The sequence below is a fragment of the Pseudoalteromonas sp. genome (assembly GCF_041629635.1).
Lineage (GTDB): Bacteria > Pseudomonadota > Gammaproteobacteria > Enterobacterales > Alteromonadaceae > Pseudoalteromonas.
Genome location: NZ_JBFKMX010000078.1, coordinates 1 through 17,400, shown reverse-complemented (window position 1 = coordinate 17,400; position 17,400 = coordinate 1). Strand labels below are relative to the sequence as shown.

Here is a 17,400-nt window from a genome sequence, read left to right as displayed (position 1 = left end):
GTCTGATATTCAAACTAGTTTAAAAGTAGTTGATTTATCTCAGCAACAGCAAGGCAAAGCAGCGTAATAAAAGAGCTTCAATATGATAATGAAGCCCGTTAAACACACTATTCTTTCTCTATGGTGAGAATCACTTCGCCCACTTTAAAACCAAACTTAATGATGTCGGTGCGATTGATAAGGCGTTTCTCATTTATTAAAAACATCCAGTCATCTAAGGTTACTTCGAGCGGCCCACCTTGGTAGTTAATTTTCAATTGATAGCGCCAATAAAGTGCAGAGCCTTTAGCTGTGCCCATCGCAGTACCTACCACATCATTTGCAGTGCCTTTATAATTGCCATTGCCAAGATTTTCTATGTACCACGTACGAGTTTGCTTTTCGCCATCGTCATAAACAAACCATTCATCCAGTTTTCCTTGATTGCCCTGCCATGAGCCAACTAAATCAACACTAAAACGTCGAGTAAGGGCACCGTTTCTGTCAAGTACAATACCGTGTGCACTCAGTTTGCCATCGAAAAACTCTTCTAGTTTGAGAGTAGGTGTGGTGTTTGCGTAATCGTTAATGTCTGGGCTTGAACATGCAACTAAGAAAATAGAAAAAATAACCCCTAACCATTGCTTCATTTTGCATCTCCAATCAGCTTTTCTCGCAATTTGGGGCGAGTGGTTTTGTTCGATAACCAAATATTTAAAAAGGCATCACCAAAGTCAGGATCTTTCACTGTACCCAACAACCCCTCATTATTGAAAAAGCTTGCGCTGTTGTCTTCATTGCGTGTCACAATCAGCATGTCATTTTTTTTAATGTTAGGCCAAATTGTAGCAAGCTCATCTAACCACATAGGTATATTTTGATGGGTAACACCAATGTGTTGCCATTGGTCTGCGGTTGCTTCAATTAAGTCGTTTTTATCAATATCGCGGTAGTAAGTAATTTTGAGCGCGAGCTGTTTGTCGTCAAATGAATAGGCGTTTTTACCACCAAATAACTCAGCTTTATAAAGCTCCCAAAAGAGCACTTTCATTTCGCCTTCACCGTATTTAACAAGTTGATTTGTTTGAATTGCAAACACACTTGGTACAAACAGCAGGCCAGCAAATACTAGTTGTTTTAACATGGCTAACGTCCAGCTAATTGTGTTTTGATTCTACGAATTTGCCTTGAAAAACGATCAGTGCCGGAAGTACAAATGCCCAGATAGTCGCGTATATTAAAAACAATGATGTTTGAGGTAGAGAGGTCGTAATCGCTGAAAATTTTAGTGCACCGAGATAACTAAGCGCACCGCCAAAGGCACCAATTATAGCGATTTGCCAATGCTTGCACTTATTCAACCAGCTAAGCGAGTGATTTACTGAAAGTACAAACATGACCCATAAACCGAGTAACCAAATTGGAAATTGCTGTGCTGTGAAATTAATAATCTCCAGTTGATAAAGCACAAAATCTATAGCACAGCCCAAAATGGCAAACGGCAGTAATTTTGCGTCATCACGTTTTGATGGCGATAAAAAAAAGTGAAGAGCAATAATCGGCGGGATCAGCCAGTTGGCATTTGCTGTGAGTAGCGCACAGCAAAACCAAGCTAGCTGAAATAAAACAAGGTTAGTAAGCCAGAACTTGTTGGTCATCTTTATCAAGATAATGAGGCTTACGCATTACCAGTTGATGTGTGCTGATTACGCGCTCAATAAACGCACCTTCGCAATAGCATAAATAAAAATGCCACAATCGCTTAAATTGTTCATCAAAACCAAATTGAGTTAGCTCAGACCAAGCATTATCGAACTTCATACGCCAATCATATAAGGTACGCGCATAATGTAGGCCAATGTCCTCAACATTATCGATCATCATATTGGTTTGTTCTGCAATATGTTGGTTCATTACGGCATTCGACGGTAAGCAACCTCCCGGGAATATATAACGTTGAATAAAATCAACATTATTGCGGTAGTGTTCGTAACGGGCATCTAAAATGGTGATCGCTTGGATCAGCATTAACCCTGACTCTTTAAGCAAGCTATTACACTTAGCAAAAAACTCTGCCATAAATTTATGGCCAACCGCTTCAATCATTTCAATGGAGACCAGTTTGTCGTACTTGCCTTCTAGTAAGCGATAATCTTTTTTAAGCAAGGTTATTTTATCTTCTAAACCTTCTTCTTTAACTCGCTCAACGGCATATTCGTACTGTGCATCAGAAATGGTTGTGGTTGTGACTTTGCAGCCATAATTTTTTGCAGCAAAAATAGCAAGGCCACCCCAGCCCGTACCTATTTCAATCAGGTGGTCACTAGGGGAAAGCTTAAGTTTGTCACAAATGGTTTTTAGTTTGTTAAGCTGCGCCGAATGTAAGTCGGTTGCTTGATTTGAATAAATAGCACTTGAATACATCATGGTGCTGTCTAAAAAGCGGGTGTAGAGCTCGTTGCCTAAATCATAGTGAGCAAGAATGTTTTTCTTTGAACCTGATTGGGTGTTGGCATTACCCCAGTGGAACAGAAAGTTTTTAATTTTAGTTAAGAATGATTTATTAGCTTCAACTTGATCAAGTGTGTTACTGCAGCGCGCAAAAACGCGAATTAATTCAGTTAAATTAGGTGATGTCCATTTTTTTGCGAGATAAGCTTCAGCAGCGGCAATACTGCCACCTTTTACAAAATCTACATAAAGGCTTGGGTCTAATACAATCAATTTGCCACGTAGTTCGCTTTTATCATTGCCAAGAAATGTAATTTGCCCGTTTTCTTCAATTTCTAAACCGGCATTGTCTATTTTATTAAGTGCATCTAAAACGAGTGAACGACAACGTGATGTGAACCACGATAATTCGCTTTCCTGAGTGAGACTCGCTGAGCTGGTACTTTGCTGCTCCATAATTATCCTCTCGCGTTTGGGTGCGCAATAAATGGGATGCGTTTGGCAAACAGTTTAAGGGCTTGCCAATAAATACCTGCAATTACTTTTAAGGTCATTGCAGGTGTGTTTAACCACGTTTTAAGCATATTAGAACGATTAAATTCACAACGTGATAGTGCCACTGTGGCATCGAACACTTTTTCAGCTTTATGATTTTCGATATGAATAAGTACTTTGTCATTTGGCGCTTTAACACGCCAAGCGTACTGCATATCTAAATCCATAAAGGGTGAAACATGAAACGTTTTATCCGTTCTTTGCTGTTGGGTTATATCTACTAAGTAATAATGACGTTCTAACCAAGGTGTGTTTGAAACCTCAACCAGCATGATGTTGCATTCATCATTACTGTCGTAACAAAAGAAGAAATTTGCAGGGCTAAAATAAATACCAAAATTTCGGCATTGCCCCATAAACATCACTTTTGTGCCATCCCAGTTACCACCTAACTGTGTAACTTTAGTAGCAATACGTTGCTTTAAGTTGCCCGGTTCACCTTTTACATAATCGCTTTCAAAAAAACTGATCGGAGCAAATTTTTTTAAGCTAAACAAAGCACTGCTATTGGCAACTAAGTCTAGCTCATTTAAATCAAGTGCAAGCATATACATGTTGTAGCTAAATGCATGTTGCTTTGGTGAAAAGCGACGATGCCTAACTTGACCACGGTAAATGCCACTGTTCATAGTTATAGCTCGCAGCCGAATCGTTTAGCGACATCAAGCGCACTGCGTACACCATCTTCATGAAAGCCGTTATACCAGTAAGCACCGCAAAAGTGGGTGTTGTTCTGGCCGCAAATAGTATCTCGCTGCTGCTGCGCAGCCATACTTTGTTTATTAAACACTGGGTGGTGATAGACAAAGGTGCGTAAAATTTTGCTTTGGTCAATTTGGTCTGTTTGATTGAGTGTGACACAGAAGGTGGTGTCTGTTTTAAGGCCCTGCAAAATGTTCATATTATAAGTTACCGCAGCAGGGCGTGGGTTGTTGCTATCTAAACGATAGTTCCAGCTAGCCCATGCTAGTTGTCTTTTCGGTAACATATTGATGTCGGTATGTAGCACTACTTCGTTTTCGCTGTAAGGTATGCTACCGAGCACCGCTTTTTCTTGCTCATTTGCGTCAGTTAATAACGCAAGAGCTTGATCTGAGTGACATGCAAAAATAACGTCATCAAATTGTTGTGTTGTACCATCGGCAAATTCTACTGAAATACCAGTATCGCTTCGAGATACCTGCTTAATATCAGTATTAAGTTTAATTTTGTCAGCAAAGTTGCGGATTAGAGGTTTCACATATTCCCGTGAGCCGCCTTTAATAACATGCCATTGTGGCCTGTCGCTGATATTTAAAAGCCCATGATTATAAAAAAAGCGAACAAAAAACTTTAACTCAAAATCACGCATTTCTTGCAGGCTGGTGGACCAAATTGCCGCACCCATTGGTAAAATGTAATGCTGACAAAAAAAGTCATTAAAAGCGTGCTTATCTAAAAAATCACCAAGGGTAAGGGCTGGATCAATATCGGTTTGATGTAGCTGTTTACACAGTTTATTGAAACGTAAAATATCTTTAATTAATAACCAAAAGCGTGGTTTGAAGATGTTTGAGCGCTGTGCAAAAAGTGAATTTAGGCCATGGCCATTATATTCCATTTGGCTTTGCACATTGTGCACACTAAAGCTCATTTCAGTGTCTTTGTAGGCAACACCTATTTGCGATAAAAGCTTTAAAAAATTTGGGTAAGTTTTGTTGTTACACACGATAAAACCGGTATCAATCGCATGTTTTTCGCCATTGTGTTCAATATCAACTGTAGCAGTGTGACCACCGATATAATCGTTTTTTTCAAATAGTGTAATATCGTACTTTTTTGATAATAAATAAGCGCAGGTAAGGCCCGAGATACCGCTGCCAATAATGGCTATTCTTTTCATTATTTTATCATCCTTATTGCGAGTTTGCGCCATATAAAAAAAGGTAAAAGTGCGAATGTTTTAAGCACTAAGGTAAAACGTTTTGGAAAATGAATATCGTAACGTTTTTGTTTCATACCAAGGTAAATCGCTTTTGCTGCTTGTTCACTGGTTATGCGACTAGGCATAGGAAAATCATTTTTGTTTGTTAACGGGGTTTCAACAAACCCAGGATGAATTGTGCTCACACCAATATTACTGCTTGCCAAATCTATACTCAGGGTTTTAGCAAGGTAACTTACTCCAGCCTTTGATGTTCCGTAAGCTTCTGCACGGGTAAGTGGTACATATACCGCACTTGAACTAATTAACCCTAATTGACCACCTGAGTTTAACTGAGGTAACCACGCTTCTAAACAATAACCTACTGAAATAAGGTTAGTATTAATTACGCGAGCAAACAAATCGCCATCAAATTGTTTTGCATTGTCGATATATTCACAGGTTCCTGCATTAAGAATGATGTGATCAAGCTTAATGTTTTTATCTAAAGCGCTAAAAATTGCTGTTTTGTTATTTAAATCGAAAGTAAGAGGGGTAATTTGGTTAAATTCATTACATAAAGCATCTAATTTTTGTTGGTTTCTTCCACATGCAAATACCTTGAAACCTTGCTGTGCATAGTACTTTGCGAGTGATTCGCCGATGCCTGACGATGCACCTGTAATTAATACTGTTTTCATGCAGTTGCACGCTTTTTAACGAGGTTAATTAATCCACCAAGTACAGGGATATGTTGGTAAAGCATGTCGGCTGCATTGAAGTAGTCGCGGTGAAAAATCACTTTGCCATCTTGATATTCTAGGTAGCTGTTTCCGTCAAATGACACTTCTTTACCTGCTTTGATTTTGCTGTGAGAAAAATACATTGTCCAATAAAGACTTACTGTATTTTCTTGCTCTAGAACCTTGGTTACTTCAAATCGACCAGCATCGAGATTCTCGTATAAATTAGAGAAGTATTTGGTGAGCGCGGGTAATCCATCAATTCTATGTAGAGGATCAATAAACACAACATCTTGATGATAAATTTCAGTTAGCAAAGCTAAGTTGGCGCGATCCAACTTGTTGTACATAGCTAAAAAGTCATCAATATGTTGTGTGTTACTCATCTGTGTTTAACTCTTTCAGGTAGTAATCTAACGCTTGTAAACGTGCTTCTTTCAAATCTACAAGTTGTGGCCAATAAGATTTATCGCCAATAGAATCTAAATATGTTTGGGGCTGATGAATGTACTTTAATGGTACATTCGCAAGCTCTGGTAAGTACTTACGGATAAAGCTACCGTCAGGATCAAACTTTTCGCTTTGTGCAATCGGGTTAAAAATTCTGAAATAAGGTTGAGCGTCACACCCTGTGCCTGCGGCCCATTGCCAGCCACCACTGTTAGCCGCTAAATCGCCATCAATCAGGTGTTGCATAAAAAAGGCTTCACCTAAACGCCAATCAACGAGTAAATGCTTTGTTAGGAAGCTTGCCACAATCATCCTTAAGCGATTGTGCATCCAACCCGTTTGTTTAAGTTGTCGCATTGCTGCATCAACAATCGGAAAGCCAGTTTGTGCATTGCACCAAGCGTTGAATTTTTCATGGTGATCCGGCCAATCGAATTTTTTAAACTTAGTTTGGAAATCATGCAATTTATTTAAATTTGGAAACGACAGTAGCAAGTTGCGATAAAACTCGCGCCAAATCAGCTCGTTTAACCAAGTAAAAATTGGCGCTTTCATATCCTCTAAAATATGCGGATAATAAGAAGTTAAATCATAAATAACCCGTTTAGGGCTAATTGCGCCAATGGTTAGGTAAGGTGAAATACCACTTGTGCCCTTAATAGCAGGGAAATCCCGATCATTTGCATAATCAGTCACTTTGTCAGTTAAAAAGCGCGGCAGTACATGTTGCATAAATTCATGGGCTAACGGCCATTTGCTGGAATCTTGCTTTTGGTAGTTGAAGGCAAACTGACTTTGCTGAGTTACCTCGTTATTTGATGGAGTAATTGCTGCAAGGTATGTTTGCTCAAAGCCTTGTTGTTTTAATACATTCAACCAAGCTTTTTTATAAGGGGTAAACACCTTAAACATTTCGCTTTGTTTATTTAGCACAGAACCATAAGGTAAAATCGTATCTGCATCGTAAAGCGTGAGGTTGATTGTTTGTGCTAGTTTGGTGTCGCGCACTTTTTCGCGTAGCTCAGGCTCACTATTTGCTAACACGGAAGAGGCCCCAATGGACTGACAAAATTGTGTTAGCTTTTCTCGCTGCTCATCAAAAGTATTGCATTCAATTACAGTGACTTTAATGCCTAACTTTGCAAGCTCGTCACTAAACCAATTTAAATGGCGCTCAATAAAATCAATTTGAATACCTGAGTGATTATGTGTACGCCAAGTATCATATGCGGTTATAAATACAGCATGTTGGCAGTTTTGTTGTATCGCATAAAATAAAGCGGGATTATCGTCTAAACGAAAATCCCGTCGAATCCAGTAAAGTGTACTCATTTATAATCCGTATCTGAGCCTTAAATCTTTCGGATAAGGGTCTAGGTAAGCCTGATTAGCTAAGTAATCATTGGGATAGTTTTGTAAGTGATGATTAATCAAGGTTAAAGGCACCATGAGCGGTACTAAACCCTCATTGTAAGCCATGATATTTTCACTAAGCTCTTGTTTATTTTGCTTGGTAAGATGCTTTTTAAAATACCCCTGTAGATGTTGTAGGGTATTCGTATGATTTTTCCGAGATGCTGGCTTTTTAAGCGCTTGCATCAACATTGAAATGTACTTATCCGCCAACTCTTCAACCGGTAAATCATGCTTTTCACCAAGTAAGTTACCAAGTGCTTTGTAAGCGGCCACATTATGACTCATTACTAGATACTTTTGCTGGCTATGAAAGGTAATTAGTTTATGTTTTGAAAGCCCTGAAGCTACTAAGTTTTGCCACTTTTTGTAAGTGAATACACGCAATACAAAGTTTTCACGTAGGTGAATATCGTTTAAGCGTCCATTTTCTTCACAAGGTAAATTTGGATTAAGTGCCATAACCTGTTTTGCAAATAACCCTACGCCGTCGTGCTCACAACCTTTACCGTGTTCGTAATATACTTTAACACGCTCCATGCCACAGCTTGGACTGCCTTTCATAAATACAAAACCGCTTAGATTTGCCATTTTACTCGCTGCTTTGAATGCGTATTCGTTCATTTCGTGAGTAACATCCATAGTTCCATCAGGGCGTGAAACGTGGATCATATCTTCGCGTTTTATTTGTCTAATGGTTGGCCTTGGTACTGGCAATCCAACGGCAACCTCGGGGCAAAACTTTTGATACTCCACGAATTTGCCCAGTTGGTTCACGCAAAAGTCAGACTTTTTATGGCTTTTATCAAAACGCACTTGCTCCCCTGTTAAACAGGCGCTAATGCCAATAATAATTTTATCCTTATCTGCAACCATACAACCTCCTAGTAAATAAATTTACCGATAGGATTTAGCAATTTGCTTAAGCCCTGCGTAAAGTGCAAGGAGTCGCTTGAAACGGTTAAACATAGGCAACCATGCTCAGTGATTGGGTTGTGAGTGTGTTTACCATCCAACCAAATAAAGTCGCCTTTGGTGTATTCGCCCATTTCGTCTTTAAAACTACCTTCTAATAATAGTGTAATTTCAAAACCATTGTGCGTATGTTCTGGAACAGAGCCATCGGCATCAATGTGCAATAAGCTAGTGTGAAGATTGGCGTCTTCTAAAGTCACGCGAGAGCGCGATAATTTACCTAAACTTGCCCAGCTGCTTAGCTCAAGATTGCGAAGTACTTGAGGCAAATAAAATGTATTTTGATTGAGCGATAACTCGATTGGCTGAGCCACTTTAATTTCGTCGATGCCATCGTCTAAAGTGATATCGTCAATCATGCTAGCAAAGTCAATTTCAGCAAATTGGCTTTGCTCGGCTTCATCTTCAATATAAGCGTAAGTGAATGTGTCTTTAGCAGCCTTTGCAGTAAGCGCTTCAACTTGTTGCTGGCAATGTGGGCAAAGCTCAATGTGCGCAGCAATAATCACAGAAATAGAGGCTGGTAGTTCACCTGCACAATAGGTTTTGAGCAGGGAAAGTTGTGGGTGATGCTTAATCATTATCTGCTCCTATGTGCTGTCTCAATTTAGTAAGTGCTAAACGCAAACGGGACTTAACTGTTCCGAGTGGGATATTTAAATTTTTAGCGAGTTGCTCTTGCGATAAATCTTGAAAATATACGCCTTGCACAATCTGTTTTTGATTGTCAGGTAGTTGATTTAAATACTGCGCTATTTGCTTGTCCATTAAATGGTCTGCAAAAACATGCTCATCAGAGTTTTGTGCTTCTGCAAGTGGCCAGATATCATCACTAAGGGTATCTTCGTGGTTGGCTTGCATTTTACGTAACATGTCAAAGCTTATGTTGCGCATTACAGTGTAAACCCAAGTGGTTGCGGCGCCTTTTTCGCTGTTGTATAGATGTGCTTTACGCCACACATTCGTCATTGTTTCTTGTAACAATTCGGATGCAAGTGCAGGGTTATTAAACTGCTTGCGGCCGAAGCCGATAATTTTTGGTGAAAACCATTTAAATATGCTCGCAAATGCGCGTTTATCACGCTTTTCAGCTATATCATTTAGCCAGCCTGACAAGGTCTTGCTGTCAATTTCTTGCCCATCTAAACTTGCGTTTTGCTTCATCGAAGATCGGTAGTTATTGGTTGTTGTTGATATCATCATAGCGCTCTGACAATAAAATCGATAGTAGCCATTACGGTAGGGGCGATAAAAGCGATCAATTTATTGACCTAAAATAATCGTTTTTAAAAAATCATCTGCCTTTGCAAAGCTATCTGCTTTTGTAAACAGTTGTTTTTTCTCAAACGACAGTGGCAAAATTTCTAAAAAACGGGCACAGACCCAATTTATATCGTCAAAATTTGGTTCAGGATAAAGTGCCCCTTGATCTGGATATTCTTCAAACACGTGCTGTAGTTTTGTAGCTAATTGCGCGTGATGTGGTTGCTTGTGCTGTGTTGGCCAATGGGGGATCTCAAAACAATCGGCGAAACGTAATTGATCTTCATCCATGGTAATGTTTTCCAGACTAACTAAACTCTTAGCTTTGATATCAATATGTAACAGTTCACCTTCTTGGCTAAAGTTAATAATATCAACCCATGCTCCCCACGGTGGCGTGTTCAGCTCAGCCTTGTGATCATAAACGCATAACACAAAACCATTTTGTTGACAGGCAATTGACACCATTTTTAGATAACGCGGTTCGAATATACGTAACCGTGTAACCCCATTTGGTAACAAAAAAATTGGCAATGGAAATACAGGTAGATTCATAAGTAGCTTATTTTGAACAACATAATAAGCTTATACGTAATGTTGCTAAAAAAGATCCATCCCTTAGGAGATATACTTTGTCTTGGTTGTTTTTGTTGTTAGCAAGTTTGGCGTGGGTGCTGTTTGATATTTGCCGTAAACATTTAGTTGAAACACATCATCCTCTGCTTGTTGGGGCGGTTTTTAGTGTAGTAACACTGCCTATTTATCTGCTCTATTGGCTTATTTCGGGTGCTGTCTTACCAGTTGCACAGGCTTATTATGGTTTGGCGAGTATTAGTGGAGTTTTAGCTGCTATTGGCGCGGTGTCGTTTATTGCAGCCTTAGGTCGCGGGCGATTTTCAGTTTTATTACCGGTACTGTCGCTCACTCCGCTCGTGGCTGCTTTGATTAATGTACTGTTTTTCTCTGTGATCTTGCCTTGGTTGGCGTATGTGGTTATTGCGATCTGTGTTTTTGCTACCTTCAGGTTGTTAGGCGATGGCTTTAAAGTAAGTGAGCCAGGCTCCGGTTTTATGTTATTGGCAACCTTCAGTTGGGGGGCCTGCATCTGTGTAGACCAGTATGTACTGCAATTTTCCCACGTTAGCTTTCATGCGCTTTGGGTCAATGTGATTATGGTGTGCGTTTTATTAATTGCGCTCTTATTTAATCGTTCCGCTATTACTTTCTCAAAAATGCATAACCGTTTTTGGTTGCTTGGTTTAATCGGCTTTTCTGCCGCTGTGTTATTGCAATTTAATGCACTGCGTTATTTGGATGCCAGCACAGTTGAAGCAGTTAAGCGTGCAATTGGTATTATTTCAGCCATGGTGATTGGACGTGTGTTTTTACACGAACAGCTTGAACGTCATCATTACTTGTATGGTGTAGTTATCATTTTTTCAGTGCTTGCATTTAGCCAAATAAATTAGCTACTTAAAAACATTTTTAAAATTAATTTAGATTTTTTTGAACTAAGTTTTATCAGGCAAGTCTACTCAATTACAAGAATTAGTTTTCTTGTTAGATATTTCCCTGAAGCATTAGTTGTTGATGATGCACTTTCGGCTCACATCCCTGTGAGCCTTTTTTATGTCTAAATAGTTTTAACTATGCCGTGTTCGCTGTATATAGCAATAATTTATACAAAAAATCGGCAAATTTCTGTTTTATTTCCTATAGTTGAAAGTACTAATTTTAGCGTAAAAGATCTCTATGGATAGAATCAGAAAAGTTCCTGAAATAAAGTGCTTTGTAACAGTTGCAACTATCGTTGCGCAACTGGAAGTAATTTTGCTTGAAGCAAAAAGTTTATCCTTGACCTCTAAAAATGCGCGCGTGGTTGCGATTCGTGCTGGCGAGGCCGCATTGGGTTTCAAATCGATCACCAATTTTATTAATGAATTCTCTGGCCGTACAATTCAAACCACAGAACATATTAATTTGCATGCAAGTCAATTGTTTAAGTTGGCACTGCAGCATTTGCGTGCAAGTCAGTTTGAACAGCATTTAGCAAAAAGTCTAACAATATTAGGCCATTCGGAAAGTAAAAAGTTATATGGAGTGGCAACAAGCCACGTCAAAGATACCATGCTTGCACTTAAGCATGAATTACAAAACCTACAATGGCAATTTGAAGAAATTGAGCAGCAAATGCGCGCGGCAGAATATATCGCTGTGACATCGAGGGTTGAAGCTTCTCAAGCGGGCGAGTTTTGCGCGAGTTTAGAGTCAGTTTCAGACTATATCAGCTCCGCAGCGATGCGTATAAAAGGTGCAATTGACACTAATCTTCATACACTCGATGAATTAGAAAGGGTATTTAAATGAAATCGACGGATTTGTATCAGGGTAAACATCACAAATGGATCGTATTTGGCCGCGATCAGGATAAGTCCGAAAAAATAATAGATACTAACCAGTACATGATTAATACCAATCAGCAAACTATGTTGTTAGATCCTGGTGGTATTGAACTATTTTCAGCAATGTTAGCTGGTATATTGAGCCATACTGAACTTGAAAAAGTGACCACTTTATTTGCATCACACCAAGACCCTGACATTATTTCCTCCTTGGGGTTGTGGGATAAAACCGTACCAAATGCAAAATTATATGCACCTTGGCTTTGGGAGGGGTTTATACGCCATTTCGGCATGGATAACATTGAATACAAAGCTATTCCTGATGAAGGACAAGAGCTACGCTTGGATTCAGTGACTTTTCGATTTATTCCGGCTCATTTTTTACATTCATCAGGTAATTTTCATGTTTATGATCCTGAGGCTAAAATCTTAATGAGTGGTGATGTTGGTGCTGCATTAGAAGAGCCCGGAGCTCCGATGTTTGTTGAAGACTTCGCACGTCATGCCGATAAAATGCGCTATTTTCATCAGCGTTGGATGCCCTCTAACAGTGCCAAGAAAAACTGGATTGCACGCGTGCGTGAGTTAGAAATTGATATGATGGCACCTCAGCATGGACGAATTTTTAAAGGCGAGGCGGTGCAGGAGTTTCTTGAGTGGTTTGATAATTTAGAAGTTGGTATAGTGAATTCGTAACGTGTTAATAAAGGAAAAGTTATGTTACTGAAATTACTTTGCCGTGTAGTGCTTTTCACGCCGTTGGCGTTAGTTGCAACTGAACAGGGTAAACAACAAGCGTTATATGACTTTGACCATAAAATTCACTATCGCCAAACACAGTTAGCAGCAAACAAATATAAGTTGTCTATTCGGGAGGGCAGTTATCAAGAGTTTGCAAAACAATCGGTCTTTTTATTACGTCATAGCGCGCAGCTTTGTAAAAGCGATGAATTTAATTTGAAGTTATTATCTGGCGTGCAAGAGTTTGAGAAGTTTCCAACTGAGCCTAGAGCAAATCCAGGCCCTTTAGTTGCTGAGCTAACCTGTTAGGCTTAGTCTTTATAGCCCCATGGCGCCGCTGGTGGAGTTATGGGGTTTGTTAAATCAAAATCGACTCTAAACTCACGTCCTTCTCTTACTAAACGATAAGTGTATTTTTCAGGGTAGATATAAATCTGCCAAGTATTGCCGATTGACTGTGGAATACCTTGTTTCACAAATAGCTCTTTTGAATATTGATCCGCAGGGAAAGACTGCACATGCTGCCAGCCAGCATCGATAGTGTGACCGCCATACATGGTAGATACATCATACTCACCATTTTTCATGCGGTGGTCGTGTTTCAAACTTAAACCTGAACCAGTTTTAGTGATAATCCAAGTGCGAGACGCATCTTCGCCCACATGAAATGGAATTTGTAATTCAGTATCAATGCATTTACGCACATGCATTACCAATTTTTTGCCACTAAATCCCCCATTATCTTGGTTATCAACGGTAACCTTACCTTGATATGCTTTTCCGCAATGTGCTTTGAGGCGATTAAAAAATGCATCATGGCTTGCAATGCTCACTTTAGGTGCGGGTTTAACGACATCTGGTCCAAGATTTTGTGAACTACTTGCTGCATTAACTGCAAAAGGAAACATAGTTGCCATCAGCGCAGCGGCAAAAAATGTGCTTTTCATAGTAAAACTCCATATAACGAGTTGAAGGCCTAGGGAAGTGTGACTGTATTAGCTCATCAAGTTTGTGAGATGAGGATTAAAGCAATCCAGAATCGATATTTATTATTGTATTTCTCAAGCAGCATATCACTAATTACTTAAATATTCAGTGCCTTGCGATTGAAACCGGATGAAAGCGAATAAAATGTTGTTATTGAGACCTCAGATATCACTTGAATATTGTTGCATATGCGACATATCTTACTGAGAGTAAAGTATTTTTTCTAAATCGTGTTGTTTTGTATCTTTTTTGGGTATTAAATAGGTGTTACCAGGAAAAGCTTAATAATTTCCTAAAGTTATTGGGCCAATTGTCGAAAACATACATGCATTAGAACAATAAATCGTCTAATCAGGTCTTATACAATTCCCCCACCGTCAAAGAAGTAAAGAGGTATAAATGTTTCAAGCCATCAAAATCAAAACTAAGTTGCAAATCCTAATTGGAGTTGCGGTGGTTTCAATGGCTGCTCTCACGTTATTAAATGTTTACATTGCAGGGAAGAAGCAAGTATTAGTGGATGCTACAGAAGATTTAATTGCTACTGAGCGGGCTGTCGCAGATACATTGCGTATTGAGGTTAAGTTTTTAGAAAAACCAGCACCTGAGTTCCGACAAGAATTGGTCTATCGTGTCGGTGAGGCCAAAATTGCACTCAATAAATTACAACAAAAATTAGCAAGCTTTGCTGTTAATTCTAATGCGCTTAATGATACGCAACGAAATTTGACTGCTTTACAGCAAGATTTCGTTAAATTAGACGAATTGTATAAAGAGTATGGTTATAACCAAAACGCAGGCTTTCGAAAAGAGTTGCGAGGCGCGGTTCACAAGTTAGAGGAAGAAGCAAAGCAAATCAATCGCCTTGATGTAAGCGTGATGATATTGCAGCTTCGTCGCAGTGAGAAAGACTTTATTATGCGTGGTGATAAAAAATATATTACGCGCATCAATAAAACGGTTGATGAACTGGAGAAACTCTTATTTGCAAGTAATGAGAGAGGGTTAATAACTTTACTAAAACAGTATCAAAATGCATTTTTGAAAGCATCGGAACGTTACTTAGCGATCGGCTTTAATCAACCCACAGGTTTAAAGAGCGATGTTTCTGAAACCGAAGACAAATTGAAGCAAACATTACAATTACTTGGCGAAGAATTAACAGCCATTCAAGAAGATGTGTATTCAGATGCTAAAATACAACAAATTGCATCAAGCCTAATATTGGCATTTGCACTAGTTGGCTTCTTATTTACGATTATTCGTTCAATAACGACTTCCATTGATAGTGTGATTAGAGATATTGATCGTATTGCACACTCAGGCGATCTCTCAATTAAAGTGCGAAAGCATGGTCAAGATGAGTTGGCAATGTTAGCTGATAGTGTAAATGGGTTAATGGGGAAATTCTTATCTGTCCTGCAAACTATCCAACTTTCGGTTGAGATTGTGAATACGGAGTCAACACGTGTTGCTCAAGTTGTTGAATCAAGTGGTCAGCAATTAATGAAGCAAAAATCAGAAGTAGAAACAGTTGCTAGTGCCGTTACAGAGATGGGGGCAGTAGCACATGATATTGCTATTAACGCGGAAACGACATCAAACCGTGTTGATACGGTTTCACAAAACGCGACAAATGGGCAAGGGCAAATTGAAGCGACCGTTGAACAAATGACTGTGCTTAGCAATCAGCTTGTTGAATCGGCTGAGCAAGTCAATTTACTGCGTGAAAAGAGCAATGCAATTAATGCGGTAATGGAAGTTATTCGCGGTATTGCTGAGCAAACTAACTTACTGGCATTAAATGCGGCAATTGAGGCTGCACGTGCAGGTGAACAAGGGCGAGGTTTTGCGGTAGTAGCTGATGAAGTGCGTTCACTCGCTGTCAAAACACAAGAATCGACTCAAGAAATTACCCAGATTATTACTGATCTACAGTCTAGCACTGCGAATATAGTAGAGAGTATTGAGCTGTGTAAATCTCAAGGGTTACAAACAGCAGAGCAAACCGATAAAGCCGGTCAAGCATTTGCTGAAATCATTGCCGATATTCAAGAGATTTCTGAAATGACATCAACGATAGCTGTTGCAGTTGAACAACAATCGACCGTGGCTCAAGAGATCAATCAAAATATCGTACAAATCAGTGATTATGCAGATGAGTTAGCTGATTGCTCTGTTGCCAATGCTGAAGCATCACACCAGGTATCGCATCAAGCCGACGAGCTTGATAACGCGATTAAGTGGTTTAAAATTTAATTACAAACAACCCCTTGAAACTAATGGCGAAGTTTTTGTATAACTTCGCTTTTTTTATTGCTATTTAAGCAAAGTTGGTTAACTTTAGAACAGCGAGTGTAAATAATAAGGAAACACACATGGCGAGTTACACCAAACATCAAGCCGGCACATTTTGTTGGACAGAATTATGCTCACAAGACTGGGCATCTGCTAAGGCATTTTATACTTCATTGTTTGATTGGACCTTTGACGATCAGCCAATTGGGGAAGATTTGTTTTATACTATGCTGCAGTTAAACGGTAAGGATATCGGTGCCATGTATCAAATGGAAAAAGAACGCATTGATAATAAGGTACCCAGCCATTGGTTAAACTACATTGCTGTTGACAGTGTTGATGAAACATTAGCAAAAGCAATACAAGCTGGTGCTGAAGTGATTGCAGGTCCCCATGATGTAATGGATGCAGGTCGCATGGCGATGTTCTTTGAACCAAATGGCGCAATGTTTGCGATATGGCAAAGCAATCAACATTGTGGTTCACAAATTAAAAATGAAGCGCGTAGCGTCTGTTGGAATGAACTTGCTTCAAAAGATGCTGCTGCAAGTCGCGAATTTTATTCATCCGTTTTTGGTTGGCAGTACAAGATTGAAGATATGGATGGCATGCCTTACACCATTTTTAATGTTGGTGATGAGCAAGTTGCGGGCATGCTTGAAATGAATGAGGAGTGGGGCGATATGCCGGCTCATTGGATGACGTATTTCCAAGTTGATAACTGCGATGCGACTTTAGCACGAGTTACTGAACTTGGTGGCACAGTATGTGTACCAGCAACTGATATTCCTAATGTCGGTCGTTTTAGTGTGATTACCGATCCCCAAGGGGGCTTTTTCTCTGTAATTGAGGTATAGCTAAGCAACAAAAATACTAAAGCTTGTATTTAATCAAAAAGATACCATTTCTATAGGGTCTGTTGATCTTTGTAGTTCAATTTTTGTTTTTTTGAGCGTGTTTTTATCGCGGCGCTCGATGTGTAGCCTAGTAATCTAAGCAAATATCGAGCAACAACGAGAAAAGCGCGCTCAAAAGAACCGTTCGGCAGCGCTTGATTGGCTTTCTACTGTGTTGCCCCGCAAGGATGTGGGGTAAGGTGACTTTGCAGGAGCACAAAGTCTTTGACGGCTGACTTACATAGAATACTATGCCACGCAGCCTCTGCCTTGTATAAAACCCAATCAAACTGCTGCAAAAAGGAACTTAAAAGTTCAACTGACCCTTCATCTTTTTTATTGGG

At 39.5% G+C, this 17,400-nt stretch carries 20 protein-coding genes; 6 read left to right on the top strand and 14 right to left on the bottom strand.

Annotation, left to right across the window (positions count from 1 at the left end):
• Positions 1 to 107 precede the first annotated feature (107 nt).
• The 13 genes from ABYD77_RS11970 to ABYD77_RS11910 all read right to left on the bottom strand — a co-directional run bounded on the left by ABYD77_RS11970 (position 108) and on the right by ABYD77_RS11910 (position 10,287).
• The gene (locus ABYD77_RS11970) at positions 108 to 629 is read right to left on the bottom strand and encodes a DUF3833 domain-containing protein (RefSeq protein WP_372770154.1); all 522 of its coding nucleotides are present in this window, start codon (positions 627 to 629) and stop codon (positions 108 to 110) included.
• Positions 626 to 1,123, bottom strand: a complete 498-nt coding sequence (locus ABYD77_RS11965) for a chalcone isomerase family protein (RefSeq protein ID WP_372770152.1) — start codon at positions 1,121 to 1,123, stop codon at positions 626 to 628. Before ABYD77_RS11965 ends, ABYD77_RS11970 begins: the two co-directional genes overlap by 4 nt.
• 13 nt (positions 1,124 to 1,136) lie before the next feature.
• The gene (locus ABYD77_RS11960) at positions 1,137 to 1,637 is read right to left on the bottom strand and encodes a DUF2878 domain-containing protein (protein ID WP_372770150.1); all 501 of its coding nucleotides are present in this window, start codon (positions 1,635 to 1,637) and stop codon (positions 1,137 to 1,139) included.
• The gene (locus ABYD77_RS11955; protein WP_372770148.1) at positions 1,612 to 2,886 is read right to left on the bottom strand and encodes a class I SAM-dependent methyltransferase; all 1,275 of its coding nucleotides are present in this window, start codon (positions 2,884 to 2,886) and stop codon (positions 1,612 to 1,614) included. Before ABYD77_RS11955 ends, ABYD77_RS11960 begins: the two co-directional genes overlap by 26 nt.
• Positions 2,887 to 2,888: 2 nt before the next feature.
• Entirely contained in the window at positions 2,889 to 3,614 is a 726-nt protein-coding gene (locus ABYD77_RS11950; RefSeq protein ID WP_372770146.1) for a DUF1365 domain-containing protein, read from the bottom strand.
• Between the two features lie 2 nt (positions 3,615 to 3,616).
• Entirely contained in the window at positions 3,617 to 4,867 is a 1,251-nt protein-coding gene (locus tag ABYD77_RS11945) for an NAD(P)/FAD-dependent oxidoreductase (RefSeq protein ID WP_372770144.1), read from the bottom strand.
• Positions 4,867 to 5,589, bottom strand: coding sequence for an SDR family NAD(P)-dependent oxidoreductase (locus tag ABYD77_RS11940; RefSeq protein WP_372770142.1), 723 nt, complete (start codon positions 5,587 to 5,589; stop codon positions 4,867 to 4,869). The genes ABYD77_RS11945 and ABYD77_RS11940 overlap by 1 nt, the downstream gene beginning before the upstream one ends.
• The gene (locus ABYD77_RS11935; RefSeq protein WP_372770140.1) at positions 5,586 to 6,017 is read right to left on the bottom strand and encodes a nuclear transport factor 2 family protein; all 432 of its coding nucleotides are present in this window, start codon (positions 6,015 to 6,017) and stop codon (positions 5,586 to 5,588) included. The genes ABYD77_RS11940 and ABYD77_RS11935 overlap by 4 nt, the downstream gene beginning before the upstream one ends.
• Complete coding sequence (locus tag ABYD77_RS11930) at positions 6,010 to 7,413, bottom strand: deoxyribodipyrimidine photo-lyase (RefSeq protein ID WP_372770138.1); 1,404 nt, start codon at positions 7,411 to 7,413, stop codon at positions 6,010 to 6,012. The genes ABYD77_RS11935 and ABYD77_RS11930 overlap by 8 nt, the downstream gene beginning before the upstream one ends.
• The gene (locus tag ABYD77_RS11925; protein ID WP_372770136.1) at positions 7,414 to 8,370 is read right to left on the bottom strand and encodes a YbgA family protein; all 957 of its coding nucleotides are present in this window, start codon (positions 8,368 to 8,370) and stop codon (positions 7,414 to 7,416) included.
• A gap of 8 nt (positions 8,371 to 8,378) precedes the next feature.
• On the bottom strand, positions 8,379 to 9,050 hold the full coding sequence (locus ABYD77_RS11920) for a ChrR family anti-sigma-E factor (RefSeq protein WP_372770134.1): 672 nt from the start codon (positions 9,048 to 9,050) through the stop codon (positions 8,379 to 8,381).
• Positions 9,043 to 9,633, bottom strand: coding sequence for a sigma-70 family RNA polymerase sigma factor (locus ABYD77_RS11915; RefSeq protein WP_274763056.1), 591 nt, complete (start codon positions 9,631 to 9,633; stop codon positions 9,043 to 9,045). Before ABYD77_RS11915 ends, ABYD77_RS11920 begins: the two co-directional genes overlap by 8 nt.
• A gap of 99 nt (positions 9,634 to 9,732) precedes the next feature.
• Entirely contained in the window at positions 9,733 to 10,287 is a 555-nt protein-coding gene (locus tag ABYD77_RS11910; protein WP_372770132.1) for an LON peptidase substrate-binding domain-containing protein, read from the bottom strand.
• 77 nt (positions 10,288 to 10,364) lie between these two features.
• Here ABYD77_RS11910 and ABYD77_RS11905 point away from each other — a divergent pair, with 77 nt between their 5' ends.
• The 4 genes from ABYD77_RS11905 (at position 10,365) to ABYD77_RS11890 (ending at position 13,184) form a co-directional block, all read left to right on the top strand.
• Positions 10,365 to 11,201: an EamA family transporter gene (locus ABYD77_RS11905; RefSeq protein ID WP_372770130.1), complete on the top strand. Its 837-nt coding sequence runs from the start codon at positions 10,365 to 10,367 to the stop codon at positions 11,199 to 11,201.
• A 283-nt stretch (positions 11,202 to 11,484) separates the two neighbouring features.
• Positions 11,485 to 12,099: a chemotaxis protein gene (locus ABYD77_RS11900; RefSeq protein ID WP_372770128.1), complete on the top strand. Its 615-nt coding sequence runs from the start codon at positions 11,485 to 11,487 to the stop codon at positions 12,097 to 12,099.
• A complete protein-coding gene (locus ABYD77_RS11895; protein ID WP_372770126.1) occupies positions 12,096 to 12,830 on the top strand; it encodes an MBL fold metallo-hydrolase in 735 nt (244 codons plus the stop codon). The genes ABYD77_RS11900 and ABYD77_RS11895 overlap by 4 nt, the downstream gene beginning before the upstream one ends.
• Positions 12,831 to 12,851: 21 nt before the next feature.
• Positions 12,852 to 13,184, top strand: a complete 333-nt coding sequence (locus ABYD77_RS11890) for a hypothetical protein (RefSeq protein ID WP_372770124.1) — start codon at positions 12,852 to 12,854, stop codon at positions 13,182 to 13,184.
• A gap of 2 nt (positions 13,185 to 13,186) precedes the next feature.
• Here ABYD77_RS11890 and ABYD77_RS11885 read toward each other — a convergent pair whose 3' ends face one another.
• On the bottom strand, positions 13,187 to 13,783 hold the full coding sequence (locus ABYD77_RS11885; protein WP_372770156.1) for a hypothetical protein: 597 nt from the start codon (positions 13,781 to 13,783) through the stop codon (positions 13,187 to 13,189).
• Between the two features lie 478 nt (positions 13,784 to 14,261).
• Here ABYD77_RS11885 and ABYD77_RS11880 point away from each other — a divergent pair, with 478 nt between their 5' ends.
• On the top strand, positions 14,262 to 16,121 hold the full coding sequence (locus ABYD77_RS11880; RefSeq protein ID WP_372770122.1) for a methyl-accepting chemotaxis protein: 1,860 nt from the start codon (positions 14,262 to 14,264) through the stop codon (positions 16,119 to 16,121).
• A gap of 119 nt (positions 16,122 to 16,240) precedes the next feature.
• Positions 16,241 to 17,017: a VOC family protein gene (locus tag ABYD77_RS11875; RefSeq protein WP_372770120.1), complete on the top strand. Its 777-nt coding sequence runs from the start codon at positions 16,241 to 16,243 to the stop codon at positions 17,015 to 17,017.
• Positions 17,018 to 17,400: the final 383 nt, after the last annotated feature.

Bases quoted from the DNA above. Each gene is read 5' to 3' on its own strand.
- ABYD77_RS11925 (WP_372770136.1), bottom strand. From the start codon at position 8,370: ATGGTTGCAGATAAGGATAAAATTATTATTGGCATTAGCGCCTGTTTA.
- ABYD77_RS11935 (WP_372770140.1), bottom strand. From the start codon at position 6,017: ATGAGTAACACACAACATATTGATGACTTTTTAGCTATGTACAACAAG.
- ABYD77_RS11875 (WP_372770120.1), top strand. From the start codon at position 16,241: ATGGCGAGTTACACCAAACATCAAGCCGGCACATTTTGTTGGACAGAA.
- ABYD77_RS11940 (WP_372770142.1), bottom strand. From the start codon at position 5,589: ATGAAAACAGTATTAATTACAGGTGCATCGTCAGGCATCGGCGAATCA.
- ABYD77_RS11965 (WP_372770152.1), bottom strand. From the start codon at position 1,123: ATGTTAAAACAACTAGTATTTGCTGGCCTGCTGTTTGTACCAAGTGTG.
- ABYD77_RS11960 (WP_372770150.1), bottom strand. From the start codon at position 1,637: ATGACCAACAAGTTCTGGCTTACTAACCTTGTTTTATTTCAGCTAGCT.
- ABYD77_RS11915 (WP_274763056.1), bottom strand. From the start codon at position 9,633: ATGAAGCAAAACGCAAGTTTAGATGGGCAAGAAATTGACAGCAAGACC.
- ABYD77_RS11950 (WP_372770146.1), bottom strand. From the start codon at position 3,614: ATGAACAGTGGCATTTACCGTGGTCAAGTTAGGCATCGTCGCTTTTCA.
- ABYD77_RS11885 (WP_372770156.1), bottom strand. From the start codon at position 13,783: ATGTTTCCTTTTGCAGTTAATGCAGCAAGTAGTTCACAAAATCTTGGA.
- ABYD77_RS11955 (WP_372770148.1), bottom strand. From the start codon at position 2,886: ATGGAGCAGCAAAGTACCAGCTCAGCGAGTCTCACTCAGGAAAGCGAA.
- ABYD77_RS11880 (WP_372770122.1), top strand. From the start codon at position 14,262: ATGTTTCAAGCCATCAAAATCAAAACTAAGTTGCAAATCCTAATTGGA.
- ABYD77_RS11910 (WP_372770132.1), bottom strand. From the start codon at position 10,287: ATGAATCTACCTGTATTTCCATTGCCAATTTTTTTGTTACCAAATGGG.
- ABYD77_RS11970 (WP_372770154.1), bottom strand. From the start codon at position 629: ATGAAGCAATGGTTAGGGGTTATTTTTTCTATTTTCTTAGTTGCATGT.
- ABYD77_RS11945 (WP_372770144.1), bottom strand. From the start codon at position 4,867: ATGAAAAGAATAGCCATTATTGGCAGCGGTATCTCGGGCCTTACCTGC.
- ABYD77_RS11890 (WP_372770124.1), top strand. From the start codon at position 12,852: ATGTTACTGAAATTACTTTGCCGTGTAGTGCTTTTCACGCCGTTGGCG.
- ABYD77_RS11930 (WP_372770138.1), bottom strand. From the start codon at position 7,413: ATGAGTACACTTTACTGGATTCGACGGGATTTTCGTTTAGACGATAAT.
- ABYD77_RS11895 (WP_372770126.1), top strand. From the start codon at position 12,096: ATGAAATCGACGGATTTGTATCAGGGTAAACATCACAAATGGATCGTA.
- ABYD77_RS11920 (WP_372770134.1), bottom strand. From the start codon at position 9,050: ATGATTAAGCATCACCCACAACTTTCCCTGCTCAAAACCTATTGTGCA.
- ABYD77_RS11900 (WP_372770128.1), top strand. From the start codon at position 11,485: ATGGATAGAATCAGAAAAGTTCCTGAAATAAAGTGCTTTGTAACAGTT.